Below are 15,314 nucleotides of genomic sequence, written 5' to 3'. Positions count from 1 at the left end.
GACAGATTCAAAAGCGCCTGCAAATAAGGAAAAACTCTAAACGCCAGATCGGTTACCAGGTAAATACAGAACACCTGGAATAAAGACAATCCGGAGTGTGAAACCGGTTCAAAATGCCTGCAGGCTGGAAGAACTTAGAAGCTGAAAAGTAAAGCCAGAAAGAAAGTAAAACCCAGTTTAAAACCTCAGTTCTTACTGAAGCCCGAAGTGCATTTTTTCACTGAAGCCCGAAGTGTTTTATGTTCCAGTCCGCACCCGCCTGGATCTTCATTATTTCATCTTCACCGCCTTCCATTGTGAAGAGGTGTTTGAACCTTTTCTGGATTCTCAGGTACTCCTCAACCGGTCTGGGATCTTTAACCTTTCTGACATGGGTAATCTCCCCGTTTTCCATTTCGTACAGGGGCCAGAGGCAAGTTTCGACTGCTAGTTTAGCAATCTCCAGGGTCTTGGAGGTATCAAAGCCCCATCCTGTTGTACAGGGGGCGTGGGCATGGACGTAGGTCGGGCCCACGATTTCAGTGGCTTTCTTGACCTTACGCATCATGTCCCTTGGGAAACCTATAGAGGTTGTGGCTACATAAGGAGAGCCGTGGGCTGCCATGATAGCAGGCATATCCTTTTTAGGGAACGGGTTTCCGAAGGAAACTTTCCCGGCCGGAGTGGTTGTGGTGCTTGCATTGAAGGGCGTTCCACTGCTGCGCTGGGCTCCCGTATTCATATAGGCTTCGTTGTCCATACAGATATAGGTAAAGTCGTGCCCACGCTCAAAAGCGCCTGAAATGGCCCCGAAGCCTATATCCATTGTAGCGCCGTCGCCTGCAATAACTATAACCTTGATATCTTTCTTTTTGCCGAGGGCTTTTAAGCCAGCTTCAATGCCTGAAGCCACTGCGGCTCCATTTTCAAAGAGGGAATGGATCCAGGGAACCTGCCACGAAGACAACGGAAAAGGCGTAGTTGTGACTTCAAGACAGCCAGTTGGGTTAATAATAATACTGTTGGGACCTGCTCCCATGAGTGTGAATTTTGCAGCAAAAATATCACAGCAGCCCGGGCAGGCGCTGTGTCCCGAGGTGATATAGGTTTTCGGTGCAGTTCTACTCATTGTTACGCCTCCTTAAGGTCCGGGAAACTGCTTTCAACCCGAATTCCGGACTTTGAATTTCCTTAATTTCCTCAAGAACCCTGTATTTTTTCAAGAATCTTGCAGTGTTTTCCATCGAATACTTCATCACATGTAAACCAGGAACCTTCATAAAGAAGAATAATAAATCAAAAAGAATGGTAAGAAGAAGTCCAGAGGCGCCGAATCCGTTCACTGCATCCCCCAATACAGCCTCTCCGAAAATACTATGCTCCCCCAAACACGTTTATTCGAAGAGATGGATCAGCGGCCTCCGGAGGTTTGTTTATCCAAATGATACCCCGGTTTGTCCCCTACTCCAGAATATACGAGTAGCGTAAATTATTTTAAATTAATTATACGAAAAATTGCTTTCAAGCAAATATTATTCTCGAACGCAAATTTTTAAGCCCGGATAATTTTTGAGAATTTTTATCCCATCGCAAAACTCAGTAACTTCCATACTGGAAAGAAACTGGTAACGGATCGACCCTCTCCCGAAAAAGAAAAAAATAAGTTGCCGGGTTTACCGGCTTGATCCACCTGTCCTGAAAGGCATCAATGTCCTTGAGAAAACTGGAATATATAGGGGATTACCTGTTCTTCGGATAATATTTCAATTCGCTATTTCAGTCGATTATTCCGGTTTTTACTTCAGTTCTTACTTCAGTCCATTACTTAGTCCGTTATTTACTCCATTATTTAGTTTATAGTTCAGTCCATTACTTCAGTTCGTAAGTGACTGGATAGGAGCCGGAATTCTCCCTCCCCGTTTTACAAAAACTTCGGAACTGAAAGCGCTTACCGGCATAATAGGGGCATTTCCGAGCAGGCCGCCGAACTCTACGGAGTCGCCGACTCCTTTACCAGGTGCTGGGATGATCCTTACTGCCGTGGTTTTTCTGTTTATTACTCCTATTGCCATCTCGTCAGCGATAATAGCCGAAAGGGTGGAAGCAGGAGTATCACCCGGGACTGCGATCATATCAAGGCCGACTGAGCAGACGCTGGTCATAGCTTCGAGCTTTTCCAGGCTAAGGGCACCGACCCTGACAGCTTCTATCATGCCTGCGTCCTCACTGACCGGGATAAAAGCCCCACTCAGGCCACCTACCGAAGAGGAAGCCATCGCTCCGCCTTTTTTCACGGCATCGTTCAGAAGAGCAAGAGCTGCAGTTGTTCCGTGAGCCCCGCAACGCTCAAGCCCCATTGCCTCCAGAATTGCAGCAACGCTGTCCCCGATTGCAGGCGTCGGAGCCAGGGAGAGGTCAAGGATTCCGAATTCGACTCCAAGCCTCCGCGAAACTTCCCGGCCTACCATTTCGCCCATACGGGTTATTTTAAAGGCCGTCTTTTTGATGGTCTCCGAAATCTCCGTAAGATTCGGATTTTGAAGCTCGCGGATTGCAGCATTTACAACGCCCGGCCCACTGACCCCAACGTTGATAACGCACTCGGGTTCACCTATACCGTGAAAAGCTCCTGCCATAAAAGGGTTATCTTCAGGGGCATTTGCAAAGATTACAAGCTTGGCACAGCCTATCCCATCCCTATCCGCAGTCAGATCTGCAGTCTTTTTTATGATGCCGCCCATCAGGCCGACTGCATCCATATTAATTCCGGTTCGTGTGGTAGCAACATTTACCGACGAGCAGACTTTTTCCGTGCCTGCAAGAGCTTCCGGAATGGAATTGATAAGCTTCAGGTCTCCACCGGTTGCGCCTTTGTGGACAAGGGCACTGAAACCTCCTATAAAATCCACCTGTGCGTCTTTTGCAGCTTCATCCATAGTTTTTGCAACGGAAACGAAATCAGGAGACCTGCAACTTTCGGCTGCTACGGCTATTGGAGTTACTGAGATTCGCTTATTGATTATCGGAATTCCGTAGAGGCTCTGGATCTCGTTCGTTGTGCGCACAAGTTCTTTTGCGCGGCCGGTTATTTTTTCGTAAATATTCTCATTGAAAACTTCAATATCAGGATGGCTGCAGTCCCTCAGGCTGATGCCCATTGTTACGGTCCTGATATCGAGATGTTCCATTCTGACCATCTGGATTGTTTCCAGGATCTCATTCGGGTTTATAAGCATTAGAGTTCCCTCTTATTCAGATCAGATTAGTTTTTCAGATTCGATTAGTTTCCCGGATCAGATCCTGTGCATGAAGCGGAATGCGTCTTCATGCTGTACCTTGACCTCGACTCCAAGGCTCTTTCCTTCGGCACCCATAGCCTCCTGAAAAGCCGCAAGGTCAAAATTTTCCTGTGGGGCTTCTGCAAGCATAATCATGGTAAAGATGCCCTGCATGATAGTCTGACTGATATCGACAATATTTACATTGAAATTTGCCATCACAGTAGTGATCCTGGCAACAATTCCTACCCGGTCGCTGCCTATAACCGCAATAATGAAACGACTTGATGCCATTCTATATCTCCTGCCGCTCGGACCTTTTTTCCTGCAGGCCGATGCTTAAATGTTATTAATTGAAAGATTTTACTCAGATTGAAGACCTGATAGCTAATAAATTAAACTACTGTTTTAAAGTAAGCCAGCTCCGTGAACTGCCCATAATGTAAACTGTTCTTAAATAAACTGTTCTTAATGGAAGATGTCCTGAAATTAAAGTTTCTGTCAAAGTGAACCGTTTTTAAGGTTGTATAATGTAAAAAAATTCAATGATATAAAAGAAACTCAGCGCAAGATAAATCGAAAAGCCAGATCAGGAAAAAGCAACTTTACAAAACACAACTGAGTATTCATATAAACGACTCTGAATTCTTACATAAACAGTTCTAAATTATAAATCTCAGGTATTTTCTTTAAAATAGAGTTCAACAACTCTTTCAGCAATCTCCTGAATATTCTCTCTTCCTTTAAGTTTTATTGAAAAATCGGCATATTTCCGGTACAGGACCATCCTTTCTTCAAAAAGCTCTTTCAGGCTCCGATCCCTGAGTCCTACTATGCCTCTTTTTCTTGCATTGGGAAGCCTTCTTACAATGCTTCTGAAGGGAGCGTCCAGAAAAATTATTTTTGAGATTTCTTTTAAGTGTCCCATGGCTTTTTCGGAATAAACTACGCTCCCGCCAGGGGAAATAATGCAGCCGTTCATCTGCTCGAGCCTGAGAATAGCCTCTTCTTCAAACCTGATAAGAGCCGAATCCCCCTCTTTATCAATCAGGGCCTGGAGGGACATTCCGGTATTTTCCGTGATCAGGTGATCCACATCGATAAAAGTATATCCAAGGCGCTTTGCAAGTACTCTTCCAATAGTACTTTTTCCCGCTCCTGCCATCCCGATTAATGTTATGTTCATTGCCGCACTCTTCTCAACTCTAGAGATAAGGGAACCCGCTATTTGAAACTTCCCGGCACAAACGCCAGTGGACCATAAATCGTCCGGACGAAATCTATTCTCTAGCTATATAAAACGTACAACGTTACCATTTACCTCGAAAGAGCCAGTAATTATATTTGCGGCTCAAAATGCAGGAAAAAGCCGAAATTTTCCAGTCAATTTTATTGTTTAGTAGAGTGCATGGAAGGAATAGAAAAAAGGGTTTAGAGAATTTACTTAAAGGATTTGTTTCTTCAAAAATTCATTTCTTCAAATGCTGATCTTTTCTGCTTACAGGCTTAGCTTCAAGGCTGAGAACATGCCTTTCAATTTCTTCCGGAGAGTGAAGGAAAGAAAGTATATGCTCAGAGAGGACAATTCTGGTACCTGACACATAATGCTTTAAAAATCCTCTGGCAGTCAGCTTATCTACCTGTTCGAGAGAAACGATAGCAAGATACATGAGAAGCCGAATTGAAAAAACAAGATGAAGCACAAGCATTTTAACCCACGGGCTGTCCGAACTTATTGCCATCCCGCAGATCCAGCTGCAAAGCTTCATGGAATATGAAAGGAGCCTAATTTTACAAAGATTCAACAATAGTGGGAGGAGTATGAGAAGAGCTATACCTCCAGCTAGAAAACATATTTCCTGCACTACTGAATCCATAAAGGTCACAAACTCTTATTTTCTATTACTATTTTAAGTTATGCACTTCTATTCGTTTCTCAGAATGTCTGGTGAAGTTGAAAACCTTGACTTGGGTTTACACAGTTAATAACTGAAGTTTATTAAATTAAAAACTGAAAATTATTCAGTAAGGATTGAAATTTACCCGGATAAAGGCCAGGCTCAAATAAGGGCCAGGTTTATTCGGTTAAGAGAGCTGAAAGGGATAAAAAGATAAAATCGCCGGATAGGATGCCCGGAAAGCGAGAAATTTGAACAAAAAAATATTTCCGCCCCTGCATCCATGTACCGGGTCTTAACACAATTTTCCGGAACCGTTATGAGTTCACACCTATTATCCCCTTCTGGCGGAACGGAAACGGAAGAATCCGGATACTGCTTAAGCAGGAGGAACTTGTCTGTCTGTAGACATTTTAATTTATGTAGAACTTATATTTAACACTTTTCTTATAAATCGTAATAATAAATTTGATCGCATTATATTATATTATTAAAAGAAATCTGCCATCAAAAACACAGATAAAGAATAAAAACGAGAAAGCAACAAATTAGAAGGATGTAAAAAATTATGAGAAGTTTAGGCAAATATTAGAAGAATTCAAACAAATCTTTTAAAGAATTGAAACAGAAATTTTGAAGAATTAAAGGACTAAGTATTATGAAAACAAGAAAGCGGAAATTAAGAAAGTGAAAAAGGATTTGGCTTAATCCTTTATGTCGGCTCAGTCCCTGATATTTTCTACAACCTGCTTACCCCTTTCTGCAGGCACGATTGTTAATTCGGCATCTGGAAACTTCCTTTCAAGTGGCTCGTCATCTGCAATCCTGTCCATGGTAATTGCAACCGCAGCAACTTCGGAATGGGGCTGGCTTCCAACTGCAACGTTCCAGTCCGCAAGCTGGTAAATTTCCGGAGGGACTTTCTCAGCTCCTACGACAATCATAAGCCTGCCACAACTTTTAAGCTCGTCAGTGACGCCGGGAAGATTAACCCCGTACATCGAAAGATGGCAGACTTTTCCGCCGGTAGCTTTCCATTCCCGGATTTCCTGTTTGAAGTTGACGTTATTCTTAACATAGAAATCCCCGCCCCAGCGCCTGACGACATCCTCAAGCGTATGTACTATCCCGGGGTCGTCCGAGGCAAGGAGCATACCTTCTGCACCGAGCAGCCGGGCAGTTAAGCCTACGTGGGTGGTGATTCTTTTATCCCTTTCCGGCCGATGCCCAAGGCGCAGCAAAACAATCCTTTTCATGCTCGTGCTAAAACCCTGCAAGGTATTAAAGGATTTCACTGAAAAAAATGAGAGAGGATTACTGGAACCCATAAGTTCCGGGAATTCTCCTCAGAAGCATGCCCTCAACAACTATCGGGTTTGTTCTCTGGGCCGTTGTCAATGCGGTTTCAAGCTTGAACTCTTTTTCAGCATAAATCGTAAGGATCGAGTCTCCTTTTTTAACTGACTCACCCATTTTCTTATGGATAGAAACTCCGGCTCCTTTGTCATTAGGAGCACCTGCAAGTCTGGCAATCTCAATTATCCATTTATTGTCAAATTCGATGACATACCCATCTGCAGAAGCAAAGATGTCCGCTGTGTATTGCCCCACCTGAATGTCATTGGATGTAATGTTCGGGTCTCCTCCCTGAGCTTCAATGATCTGTTTCATTTTTTCGAGAGCTTTTCCACTCCGCAAGGTTTCAAGTGCAACTTCCTTTCCGCGATCTTTTGGAGCAGCACCTCCCATCTCGAGCAGGATGCCCGCAAGGGCGGCACTCTTTTCAATGAGACTATTTGGGCCTTCCATGCTTTCCAGCACTTTCATAGCCTCCCGGACTTCCAGAGAGGGGCCTACTTTTCTTCCAATGGGTGAGGAGCCGTAGGTAATTGCACACTCGACATTCATTCCAAGCCTGTGCCCAAGGTTAATCAGGTCTCTTGCAAGTTTTTGCCCATCCTGAACAGTTGGAACTTTTGTACTTGGCCCGACAGGAATATCCATTACCACATTGTCGGCTCCTATAGCTCCCTTTTTTGCCATAATTGAGGCAAGCATCTGGTAGTAAGGATCAATGGAGAGAGGGTACTCGACCCTTATGAGTTTGTCATCCGCAGGCGCAATATTGGTGGCTCCGCCCCAGACAAGCGCACCCCCGACATTTTCGGTTATCTCTTTGACTTCCTGGGAGCTGAACTCTACAGGACAGAGCACTTCCATTAGGTCAGCAGTTCCGCCTGCTCCTGTAATCGCCCTGGAACTCGTCTTCGGGATGAGAAGCCCATTTGCAGCGATAATAGGGACAACCAGAAGAGAAATTTTATTTCCGGGCACTCCTCCTATCGAGTGTTTGTCCATTATAGGATGAGTATCAAATTCGATTGTATCGCCACTCTCGATCATAGCCCTTGTCAGCCATTCGACCTCATCATCCGTCATTCCGTGAATATAAGAAGATGTTATAAAAGCCGAGAGTTCGATATCACTGAGATTTTCCTCCACAATATCGTTCACGAGTGTTTTGATATCATCCTGCACAACAGGTCTTTTATCCATCATTTTCTTGATAACGGATGCAGATTTTGAACGGAATGCCGGAACGACTTCGACCGGCTTATCCCAATCCAGGAAGTGCTCGAATACTTCGGAAAAAACTCCCAGCGTACCCGGAGGAACCATATCATCCGTTGTGTCCACAATGGCAGAAAGGCTTTGATGCCCGCGGATACGGACCCTATCCCCAGGATTAACTCCCAGTTCTTTCGCATCGGCAATATTTAGCAACACTTTGTGCTGCCCTATTTTTATATTAAAATGTTCCAGCTTCAACTGCATGAGTAAACTCCTTCCGTTTCGTTCTTATTATAATTGTAAATTTGTCACTATAATTTGTTTCCCCTGAATCCGGACTTTCGGTTTGTTTCCTCACCTGGAAACTGACAGTCCAGCCTGAAAAACTCTGGTAGATTAATAATAAGTGTAAATAGTAAATGTAGATAGTAAATGTAAATACTAAATGTAAATAGTAAATGTAATTAGTAAATGTAATTAGTAAACGTAAATATTAAATTTTAAACTGAGGTAACATATTAACCTTCATATTATTTTAAGTAAATCCGCAAAAAACTCTAAGAAAGGGATATAAGGAAACTAAAGATTAGTTTCATTAAAAGAAAATCTCACTGCGCCTGTAACCGACTCCACAAATGCCTGTATCATATCAGCCAGAAAATTAAAAGATTTTAGAAGAAAAACCTCTCAAGAGCCTAAATCGAACCTTGAGTGAAGAAAGAATAGAGATTAATGGGAACAAATAAAACTGGAATAGTACTTATTTTTATCCTCAATATATTAATTGTTCTCATCTTAGTCATTATTAGCCATTACTCAGTCATTATTTGGCGCTATTGGAATTATTTTATGCTTTTGGACTACTTGATACATTTAGCCATCATTTAGCCCAATCTGGACGCTATTTAGTATTATTCAGTCAGTATGGGTCGTATTTAATTGACATTATTCGAAGTTACTTGTTTACTGGTTATTTACCATAGTTACGCCTGGATATAGAAACAAGACCTTTAGCAATTCCCAGTGCGATAATTCCTATCAGCGCTGCTGTTAAGAGAACCATAAACAGGTTTTCCTCGTCGGCAAATTTGAACATGAAATAGAATAAAATAACATCTAATATTGCTCCTATGGCCACCAAGGCTATTGCCGGGCCCCCTAAAACTTTTCCAGTATCCCTGCCCATTGTCCAATCCATCCTTAAATAATTCATCAAACTAAGGTTTAAAACTTATAAAAACCAAATTCGATAATTAAATTAATTGAGTTTTAACAAAGATAAATTCATCATAACAGGAACCAGAGGCGGGAACTCACGGGTAAAGTAAGCCTGTAGCTAAGCTTAATGGTTCCTGAGAGTTATCAAAGAATTGAGGTAATTGCATATAAACCTTAGGTAATTGCAAGCCCTCAAACTCCGGATAAACCGGAAATTTCAGATTTGGAAAAAGAGGTTATCTAAAAACAGGAGAGAAATAGTACGATATTATTAATACGGCCTCATTTTAGTACGGCCTTTTAAGTAAATGCATTGTTATTCTTAAGTAAATTTATTATTATTTTTTAGCAGATATTTATCTTTTTCAAAAGGTCCCTTAGAAAACCGGACTCATTAAAAGCTCAATATCAGAGAAATTCAAGGCATAGAGATACGTAGTACTCTCTTGCGATCCTTTTGAGCCAATCAGGCACCAGACAATGTCTGTCAACTATAAGCTCATTCAGATAGTATAGAGATTCCTCAGTTTTACAGTCACAGAGCTGCCTTATAGCCGTTCTCCTTCCCCATGCAGATATTTCGTTATCCAGGGCTTGAAGGTAAAGCTGGTATTCTTTACTGTCTTCCATTACATCATAAATATCTGCCAATCAATATAAATATTTGCGTTGTGTGTCCGGAATTAAAATATGTTACAGATATGTCCTGCCGGAAGCCTGTTCCTGCTGCCTTTTTCTGATATAAAAGAGAATCGACAAGTTAAAGGAGTAGGACTTACGCGGTTGAACTGAAAAACAGCAACAGTAAAACTTAACTGTCTAAATCTCAAGAATTATGATGGGGCCACATGTACTTGATTTCATTCCTCAACCGCGTAAGTCCTAAGGAGAATAAATAAATCAAAAGGTAACCGATACCAATATATAACGAAAAAATTATAAAATTTTGATATAAAGGAGAGTTATTGAGAAAATCAGTATAAAATAGATCACCAGGATCTCAATAGAAGATATAAAAAGATTACAGCAATTTTATACGAAATCGAAAAAATAGGAAAATAGAATTCTCATACAGTGATCAGTTGATGAGAATTCCGCACAAGGTCTTTTATTCGCTTTTGTTCGCTATGCTTTAGTATGTAAACATTGACTAAAAACGATATATAATTAACGGGAATTAAATTTTAAACCCGGAGGGATATTGGTTGACGTTGAAATGTTTAACGAGAACGATTATTTTAACCGCGTTACCAATTTTTTTTGCTGGAGTAAATTATTTAGAGGGAAAGTGCAAAAACGGAAAAATGAAAGAGGAAAAAACCTATATATACATTATAAAGGTCTTTAAAGTATTTCTAATTTTACTATTTCTAATTTTACTTATCCTTACTGTGAAGTGAACTGCTTAAAAATAATCAGGTGGATTCACCGATAATACTTGAATTTATCTACTAATCAATACATTCGACCAAATACATTCGACCAAATACACTCATCAATACTAACTGGTCGGGCCGACTAATTATAATCAAATGGATTCACTAACAATAATTTAATAGATTCATCTTGAGCTTATAGCCTTTACAGGATCGAGTTTTGCTGCCTGCTGGGCAGGATAGATCCCGGCAATTAAATTAAGAAGAAAAACCGCGACAATAATGAATAGAATATCCCGGACGCGAACTATGATCGGAATGGTGGTAAGGCCGCCGTAGAGCTCAGAAGAAGCCCCGGGAATTTCATACTGTCCTATTGCCAAAGCTATTGCAACCCCTGTCAGGGTACCGACGAGAGCTCCCAGCAGACCGAGAATGCCGCTCTGAAGAAGGAAAATTTTCCGGATACTTGAAACGGTGGCACCCATCGCGCGAAGCATACCTATCTGGCGTGTTGCGCCGATAACCGTCAGATTCAGTGTGCTGACCACGCCGAAAGAAGCGATTACGACAATTAGGCCGAGCACGACGCTATTGGAGGTACTTTCAATGGCAATAGTCCTGAGGATTTCGGGATTTGTTTCGGTCCAGCCTCTTGCCTCATAGCCTGTTTTTTCGATCTCGGCAGCGACTTCCCTATCCCTGTTAAAATCCTCAAGCCTGACAGAAAGTCCGTTAATCACGTCCGGAACATTATAGAACTCCTGAGCGGTATCCAGGGAAGTATAAGTAAGAGATTCGTCCAGAGGAGAGCCGGTATGAAAGATCCCGACAACCCTCAGGGAAAGCGGATTTGCATTGGGAAAAGATACATCAAGGGAATCGCCGATATTAACCTCAAGCTTATCTGCCAGCTTCGAGCCAATTACTACCGTGTTCCTGGAATATTCAAGCTCCCTGAAATCCCCTTCCACCATATCGGCTTCAATAGCACTGATACTGTTCTCCTGTGAAGGGAGAACGCCTTTCAGCTCGGCATTAAGGGAATTTGTCTTGAACCTGAAGGAAGCTTCTCCCGTAAGAAAGGGAGAAATTGCAGAAACCCCTTCGATTTTTCCAATCTCGTCAACAAGGGTCCTGTAAAGGTAAATATAGTCTTCACCTTCCTGCGGCGATACCGAAACATGAGGAAGTTTATTCACTGTAGTGCTATAGAGTTCGCCCGTGAAACCAACCATAAGCGCCTGGGAAACAGTAAGTACCATAACGGCAAGAGCTATAGCTCCAACTGAAAGAATTGTCTGGAATCTTCTTTCCCTAATCTGCCTGAGCGAAATAAAAAGTTCGTAGCGCATTGGTTCACAGCTCTGTTTCTAAGGTTTCCTGTTACATTTAATTTGCAGTTTCTTTTCTCAGTTTATGTCTCTTTGAGCCTGTATTTCTTTGAGCTTGTATTTCTTTGAACTTTGTTTTTTTGAACTTATGTTTTTTTGAACTTATTTTTCTTTGAACTTATTTTTCTTTGAATTCATTTTACACGATACGCATCAGGATAACCATGAACCTATACACCTCAAATGTTGCCCACAGGTAAAATGACGGGATTCAGCTTCGAATCCTCCTCAAAAAAACCGACACCACAATAAGCCCTGTAATTCCTGCAACTGAAGGAAACCCAGGAACGCCGTCTTCATCATTCTCATCCGGAGTTACTGTCCCATTGTCAGAATCGTTTACCTGGCTCACATTTGAAACCGGGGAAAGGTCGGACTGAATTATAGTTTCCCTGCGCTCAATAATGTCACCGTCGTTTCCAAGAAGCTCGATCTCAAGCCTGTAGACTCCTTCCGAAAGCCTCTGGCTCCAGGCAACCTCAACGGTCTCATCATCGTTATTCAGGAGCACTGGAACCCTTGCTCGGGTGGATTCTACCAGCCCGGAGTTTCCATTTCCTGAAGCCCCAGCCAGTTCATATACAGAGAAGACAAGGTCTCCTTCAAAAGGCACCTGGGAACGCCCGAAAACTGTTGCGCTCGCTCCGGTTTCATCTTCGTAGATGTCGGTAATCTCAGCATCATTCCTGGCAGTGAACCGCTCGGTTGAGCTTATAAATTCCCTTTGGGGGGAATAGACCTGAATTTTGACCCTGCCCACATATTCCTTATTATTCTCAAGAAGCGTGCCCCAGAGAGCAGAAAAGACATCCGGAGTGCTGGTAAGCGATAATTTTTCAGTTCTTGTCGTATAAACGACATCCGAGCCGTTTACAAGCATATATTCGATATCAAAAAGTGAGGCTTCTTTTGGAGAAAGTGCAACACTCATTCCCTGGGAGTTAGGGACCAGATCGTTGACCTGCAGCCTTGACGCAGAATTGCTGCCATAAGCAAAGTTATATTCCGCCTCTGAGATAACCTGTTTTCCCTCAAGAAGCCTGGCCCTCAGAGTATAAGATCCACGTTCGGGATTGCTGACATTCCAGAAACCAACCTTCGTGGCTCTGATATTTGCAGGAAGGCTGCCAGCTAAAAGCACCTGCCTGTCAAGCGTTTTCTCATGCGTCCCTTCGGAACTTACAAGAAGTGCCTCAAGACTCAGATTTTCTTCTGGCTGGGTCGAGTAAAGAGTCACGTCAAAGGACTCAAGGTCACTATAAAGTTCGGCTATGCGAGCCGTATTCGCTTCTCCGGCAGGAGAGCCATCTGCTGCAAACGCTGGAGTGGCTGAGATGATAAATAAAATAAATAAGAAAAGCGCGGCTTTCATTGTCTTTTTTCCCCGATTCGATTACCAAAAAGATTGTTTTGATGTTATTTAAAAGAAATGTAGCGAGAAAAACAAGTTTTTCGGTTTAAGGAGAAAAGATAAAACCCGATCAAGGATGGGAAGTAGAAAAAAGCACGCAAGGCAGAGGCAAAATCAGGGAACAAAGCCTGAAACGAGAAAATAATGATTGAAATAAGAAAATGAAGCTTGATAAGAATAGGACTTACGCGGTTGAACTGAAAAACAGCAACAGTAAAACTTAACTGTCTAAATCTCAAGAATTATGATGGGGCCACATGTACTTGATTTCATTCCTCAACCGCGTAAGTCCTAAAGAAGATAAAGGTTGAAATTAAAGGTTGAAATAAGAAATAAAGCTTGAGAAGATAAAAAGCCTGAAATCCGGTCAGCTATTTAAGTAGATAAACAAAACCTGTGGTGAATCCGAAACTATTTATTCTTTAGTTAAAGTATAAGAGGATAAATATTAAAAATAAACAAGTTTACTTGATTTGCATCCTCAGGAGAAAAATAACGGCCAATTTATTAAAAAATATAAAAGTAAGTGTTAAAAAATAAGTGCTCGAGCAGAAGGTGTGGTAAAAATGGAAAAGAAAAGCGTTTTGATCCTGGGAACCGCCTCCCATGTTGGGAAGAGTTCAGTCGTGACTGCCATATGCAGGATCCTATCGAGAGAATACAGGGTTGCCCCCTTCAAGGCTCAGAACATGAGCCTCAATTCCTGGATCACAAAGGACGGAAAGGAAATCGGAATTGCCCAGGCAATCCAGGCAAAAGCCGCAGGCACCGAGCCCACTGCCGATATGAACCCTGTCCTTCTAAAACCCAAAGGAGACTGCGTTTCCCAGATAATCCTGCTGGGGGAACCTTATGCTGACAGAAGCGCAGGCCAGTACTACGATTCCATTGCAGAGATGAACGAAGTCCTCGAAGGGGCTCTCGAAAGACTTTGCAAGGAACACGATATTATTGTCATGGAAGGAGCAGGCGGGGCTGCCGAAATTAACCTTTACGAAAGGGATATCGTAAACGTCGGCACTGCAAGACTTACGCAGGCTCCCATAATTCTTGTTGGAGATATAGAAAGAGGAGGCGTTTTTGCAAGCCTTTACGGCACAGTTGCACTTCTTCCCGAGGATGTACGGAAAAATGTCAAAGGATTTGTAATCAATAAGTTCAGAGGCGACCTGGAAATCCTGAAGCCGGGCCTGAAGCAACTTGAAGAAAAAACAGGCATCCCGGTGCTTGGAGTCCTTCCTTATTTCAAGCTCAATATCCCCTCGGAGGATTCGGTCTCGCTTGAGGATAAAGAGGGCGTAAAAAACGAAAAAGATATCGAGATCGCGGTTATCCGCCTGCCCAGGATCTCGAATTTTACGGACTTCGAACCCCTTGAAGGATTTGCTAAAATCCGCTACGTAGAGCTTGACGAAGACCTCGGAACCCCGGACGCGATCATGATCCCGGGCACAAAGAATACGGTTAATGACCTGCTCGACCTTAAGGCAAGCGGGATGGCCGGAAAAATTCAGGCTTTTAAGGGAAAAGTTCCGATTTTCGGGATCTGTGGCGGCTACCAGATGCTTGGCAGGATAATTTATGATTCCGGGGTCGAAAACGGGGTCGAAGCGGAGTTCGAAGGCCTTGGACTTCTGGATATCGGAACAAAGTTCGGAGAATACAAAAAGAGAACAATCCAGGTCACGAAGAAAGTGAATGCTTACGGCCCGATACTGGCCCCTATAGACGGGGAGGAAATAAAAGGATATGAAATCCATATGGGGATAACCGACTCCTACCGTAACATATTCGGGGATGACGGTGCAATCGACGAGGCCGGCCTGGTAATTGGCACCTACCTTCACGGGCTTTTTGACAACAGGAATATAAGAAATGCCCTAATGCACTACCTCTACGAAAAGAAAGGGCTTGAGTACAGGCCTGAAAATGCCATGACCGAAAGCGACGCCTACGAAGAACTCGCAAATGTAGTTGAGCAGAATCTTGACATGGAAAAAGTCTACGAGATAATCGGAGTCTGAAAAAAAGAAGTATCGGGGTAAAAAAAGTACTGAGCGGTTTCAGGAGAGTATTGGGAATAGTCGGAACTAAAAACTATATTATTGGGGAATAAAGTACAGTATTCGCGGAGGGTATAACCGGCCTCCAGAAACCGCTCAATAATAAATAATTTGTTGTTAATTATT

At 42.6% G+C, this 15,314-nt stretch carries 13 protein-coding genes; 1 reads left to right on the top strand and 12 read right to left on the bottom strand.

What is annotated here, in order from left to right; all coding sequences use genetic code 11:
• Positions 1-217: 217 nt before the first annotated feature.
• From ACPK8D_RS12480 to ACPK8D_RS12425, 12 genes are all read right to left on the bottom strand, one after another.
• On the bottom strand, positions 218-1,108 hold the full coding sequence (locus ACPK8D_RS12480) for a thiamine pyrophosphate-dependent enzyme (protein WP_424718182.1): 891 nt from the start codon (positions 1,106-1,108) through the stop codon (positions 218-220).
• Positions 1,101-1,334, bottom strand: coding sequence for a hypothetical protein (locus ACPK8D_RS12475; protein WP_424718181.1), 234 nt, complete (start codon positions 1,332-1,334; stop codon positions 1,101-1,103). The genes ACPK8D_RS12480 and ACPK8D_RS12475 overlap by 8 nt, the downstream gene beginning before the upstream one ends.
• Before the next feature lie 519 nt (positions 1,335-1,853).
• On the bottom strand, positions 1,854-3,215 hold the full coding sequence (locus ACPK8D_RS12470; RefSeq protein WP_424718180.1) for a PFL family protein: 1,362 nt from the start codon (positions 3,213-3,215) through the stop codon (positions 1,854-1,856).
• A gap of 57 nt (positions 3,216-3,272) precedes the next feature.
• Positions 3,273-3,551, bottom strand: a complete 279-nt coding sequence (locus ACPK8D_RS12465; RefSeq protein WP_424718179.1) for an ACT domain-containing protein — start codon at positions 3,549-3,551, stop codon at positions 3,273-3,275.
• Between the two features lie 382 nt (positions 3,552-3,933).
• Positions 3,934-4,443: a shikimate kinase gene (locus ACPK8D_RS12460; protein ID WP_424718178.1), complete on the bottom strand. Its 510-nt coding sequence runs from the start codon at positions 4,441-4,443 to the stop codon at positions 3,934-3,936.
• A 283-nt stretch (positions 4,444-4,726) separates the two neighbouring features.
• Positions 4,727-5,026: a hypothetical protein gene (locus ACPK8D_RS12455; RefSeq protein ID WP_424718177.1), complete on the bottom strand. Its 300-nt coding sequence runs from the start codon at positions 5,024-5,026 to the stop codon at positions 4,727-4,729.
• An 851-nt stretch (positions 5,027-5,877) separates the two neighbouring features.
• Positions 5,878-6,411 (bottom strand): tRNA (cytidine(56)-2'-O)-methyltransferase, encoded by a 534-nt coding sequence (locus ACPK8D_RS12450; RefSeq protein ID WP_424718176.1) that lies wholly within the window; start codon positions 6,409-6,411, stop codon positions 5,878-5,880.
• A gap of 58 nt (positions 6,412-6,469) precedes the next feature.
• Positions 6,470-7,990 carry an AMP phosphorylase gene (locus ACPK8D_RS12445; protein WP_424718175.1) on the bottom strand — a complete coding sequence of 507 codons (1,521 nt, stop codon included), beginning with the start codon at positions 7,988-7,990 and terminating at the stop codon, positions 6,470-6,472.
• 706 nt (positions 7,991-8,696) lie between these two features.
• Positions 8,697-8,924: a hypothetical protein gene (locus ACPK8D_RS12440; RefSeq protein WP_424718174.1), complete on the bottom strand. Its 228-nt coding sequence runs from the start codon at positions 8,922-8,924 to the stop codon at positions 8,697-8,699.
• 428 nt (positions 8,925-9,352) lie between these two features.
• Positions 9,353-9,574 carry a hypothetical protein gene (locus tag ACPK8D_RS12435; RefSeq protein ID WP_424718173.1) on the bottom strand — a complete coding sequence of 74 codons (222 nt, stop codon included), beginning with the start codon at positions 9,572-9,574 and terminating at the stop codon, positions 9,353-9,355.
• A gap of 931 nt (positions 9,575-10,505) precedes the next feature.
• On the bottom strand, positions 10,506-11,675 hold the full coding sequence (locus ACPK8D_RS12430; RefSeq protein WP_424718172.1) for an ABC transporter permease: 1,170 nt from the start codon (positions 11,673-11,675) through the stop codon (positions 10,506-10,508).
• Between the two features lie 250 nt (positions 11,676-11,925).
• Positions 11,926-13,086, bottom strand: a complete 1,161-nt coding sequence (locus ACPK8D_RS12425) for a hypothetical protein (RefSeq protein WP_424718171.1) — start codon at positions 13,084-13,086, stop codon at positions 11,926-11,928.
• A gap of 605 nt (positions 13,087-13,691) precedes the next feature.
• Here ACPK8D_RS12425 and ACPK8D_RS12420 point away from each other — a divergent pair.
• Positions 13,692-15,149 (top strand): cobyric acid synthase, encoded by a 1,458-nt coding sequence (locus ACPK8D_RS12420; RefSeq protein ID WP_424718170.1) that lies wholly within the window; start codon positions 13,692-13,694, stop codon positions 15,147-15,149.
• Positions 15,150-15,314 lie beyond the last annotated feature (165 nt).

Origin of the sequence: Methanosarcina sp. (assembly GCF_049706645.1) — an archaeon.
Taxonomy (GTDB): domain Archaea; phylum Halobacteriota; class Methanosarcinia; order Methanosarcinales; family Methanosarcinaceae; genus Methanosarcina.
This window is presented reverse-complemented; position numbering and strand designations above follow the sequence as displayed.

Bases quoted from the DNA above. Each gene is read 5' to 3' on its own strand.
- ACPK8D_RS12425 (WP_424718171.1), bottom strand. From the start codon at position 13,086: ATGAAAGCCGCGCTTTTCTTATTTATTTTATTTATCATCTCAGCCACT.
- ACPK8D_RS12435 (WP_424718173.1), bottom strand. From the start codon at position 9,574: ATGGAAGACAGTAAAGAATACCAGCTTTACCTTCAAGCCCTGGATAAC.
- ACPK8D_RS12470 (WP_424718180.1), bottom strand. From the start codon at position 3,215: ATGCTTATAAACCCGAATGAGATCCTGGAAACAATCCAGATGGTCAGA.
- ACPK8D_RS12430 (WP_424718172.1), bottom strand. From the start codon at position 11,675: ATGCGCTACGAACTTTTTATTTCGCTCAGGCAGATTAGGGAAAGAAGA.
- ACPK8D_RS12450 (WP_424718176.1), bottom strand. From the start codon at position 6,411: ATGAAAAGGATTGTTTTGCTGCGCCTTGGGCATCGGCCGGAAAGGGAT.
- ACPK8D_RS12445 (WP_424718175.1), bottom strand. From the start codon at position 7,990: ATGCAGTTGAAGCTGGAACATTTTAATATAAAAATAGGGCAGCACAAA.
- ACPK8D_RS12455 (WP_424718177.1), bottom strand. From the start codon at position 5,026: ATGAAGCTTTGCAGCTGGATCTGCGGGATGGCAATAAGTTCGGACAGC.
- ACPK8D_RS12480 (WP_424718182.1), bottom strand. From the start codon at position 1,108: ATGAGTAGAACTGCACCGAAAACCTATATCACCTCGGGACACAGCGCC.
- ACPK8D_RS12420 (WP_424718170.1), top strand. From the start codon at position 13,692: ATGGAAAAGAAAAGCGTTTTGATCCTGGGAACCGCCTCCCATGTTGGG.
- ACPK8D_RS12460 (WP_424718178.1), bottom strand. From the start codon at position 4,443: ATGAACATAACATTAATCGGGATGGCAGGAGCGGGAAAAAGTACTATT.
- ACPK8D_RS12465 (WP_424718179.1), bottom strand. From the start codon at position 3,551: ATGGCATCAAGTCGTTTCATTATTGCGGTTATAGGCAGCGACCGGGTA.
- ACPK8D_RS12440 (WP_424718174.1), bottom strand. From the start codon at position 8,924: ATGGATTGGACAATGGGCAGGGATACTGGAAAAGTTTTAGGGGGCCCG.